This window comes from Pseudarthrobacter raffinosi (assembly GCF_023913735.1).
In the GTDB taxonomy this organism is placed as follows: domain Bacteria; phylum Actinomycetota; class Actinomycetes; order Actinomycetales; family Micrococcaceae; genus Arthrobacter; species Arthrobacter raffinosi.
On record NZ_JAMXBH010000052.1, the window covers coordinates 1 to 2060 of the forward strand.

The window sequence follows — 2060 nt, forward strand, 5'->3', positions numbered from 1 at the left end:
TATACCGCCGGTAGAAGCAGAAACCATCTTCTACTCAAATCTGCCCGCCATCAAAACGATGGAACGGGTCTAACAATCCCTCCACCAAACCCGGGGCTTGACACCTACGCACTTATGGTGGCCGTGGCCAGGTCGGTCTCCATGGCCAAATCATTGCTGAGGGGCCGGTAGGGAATCGACCTGCTGGCCGTGACTGCCATCGCCTCGACGGTGGCAGTGGGGGAGTACGTAGCGTCCCTGATCATCGTGCTGATGCTGGCCGGAGGCGAAGCGCTCGAGGAGATTGCACAGGGGCGGGCGACCCGGGAACTCAGGTCCCTGCTCGAGCGCGTCCCGCAGACAGCCCACCGGGAACTGCCGGGCCTGCCGCCGGAAGACATCCCGGCCGGGGACGTGCTGCCCGGCGACATTCTTCTGGTCAAACCCTCGGAGGTGCTTCCCGTGGACGGGTTGCTTCTCACGGCAACTGGCAGCTTCGATGAATCCACCTTGACGGGTGAGAGCCTGCCGGCGGAACATGTCAAAGGCGATACGCTGCTCAGCGGATCGGTCAACGGCGAAAGCGCCGCGCATATGAAGGCGACGTCCACGGCGAAAGACTCGCAGTACAGCCAGATTGTGGCTTTGGTCCAGGCGGCGGCGTCGAGCCGGCCTCCGGTAGTCCGGCTCGCTGACAGGTACGCCGTTCCGTTCACGCTCCTGGCCTTCGCCGTGGCCGGGATGGGCTGGTATTTCAGCCAGGACCCGGCTCGGTTCGCGCAGGTCCTCGTTGTCGCTACCCCTTGCCCCCTGCTCATCGCCGCTCCGGTGGCGTTTCTTGCGGGCACCAGCCGGGCGGCGCACTCGGGAATCATCATCAAGAACGGCGGAACCCTCGAACAGCTTGCCCGGGTGCGGACGGCCGTCTTCGACAAGACAGGCACGCTCACCCACGGCCGGCCCACCTTGCACGGCATGGGGGTTTCACCGGCAGCGTCCGGGCTGGTGAGCGAGGACCGGCTGCTGCAACTGGCCGCTTCGGCAGAGCAGTACTCCTCTCATGTCCTTGCCTCCTCTGTGATGGATGCTGCACGGCACCGCGGGCTTGACCTGCTGGAGGGCAGCAACGCGTTTGAACACGCCACCCAGGGGGTCACGGCGACCTGCGGCGATCAAACGGTGGTGGTGGGTAAACCTGACTTTGTCCGTTCCGTCACCTCGGCGTTCGAGGAGGCCGAGGTGGCCGGTGGACAACTGGCGGTCTACGTGGGCGTTGACGGCCGGTTCGGGGGAGCGCTGATCATGAGCGACCCGCTCCGGGACAATGCGGTGGGCACACTGACCGCGTTGCACCGGCTGGGCATCCGGGAAACGCTGCTCCTTACCGGCGACTCTCGGGCAACGGCCGAAAAAATTGCTGCACAGGCCGGGATCTCCCGCTTCCAGGCAGGGTGCCTTCCGGGTGACAAAGTCTCCATCGTCGCAGGGCTGCGGGAACGCCCGGTCATGATGGTGGGCGACGGTGTGAACGACGCTCCGGTCCTGGCTGCCGCCGACGTTGGTGTCGCCATGGGCGCCAAGGGGTCAACCGCGGCGAGCGAGTCTGCCGACGTCGTCATCATGCTCGACGACTTATCCAAAGCGGCGCTGGCAGTCGACATCGGGCAGCGCACGGTCCGGATAGCGCTGGCGAGCATTTGGATAGGCATCCTGCTGAGCATCGGCCTGATGGTAGCAGCGGTATTCGGCTACATTCCAGCTGTGGCCGGCGCCCTCCTCCAGGAGTTGGTCGATCTGGCCACGATCCTGAACGCGCTTCGTGCTCTGCGCGATGGCCGCCGTCCAACCGCGACGGCGGTGGGCGGCCCGCCGGTGAGTGTTGCGGCAGTGAGGAAACGGCCGGCGTCGTGCCTAAACCTTGATCCACCGATGTTGCTCGGGGCGCCGACGGCGGTTTAAACCGAGAATGCCCGTCTTTGGCGAGTTCCAGTGATCGATGCAACACCCCCTGAAAACCGGGAGTTGCAACACCCTTGGAATCACCACTGAAAGACCGTTCTTCCTTAACGGAAAAATCGCCC

At 64.6% G+C, this 2060-nt stretch carries 1 pseudogene; it reads left to right on the top strand.

The features are described from left to right. Positions 1 to 105: 105 nt before the first annotated feature. Positions 106 to 1938: pseudogene (locus NG698_RS21515) on the top strand (heavy metal translocating P-type ATPase); the annotation flags it as partial. Between the last annotated feature and the right edge of the window lie 122 nt (positions 1939 to 2060).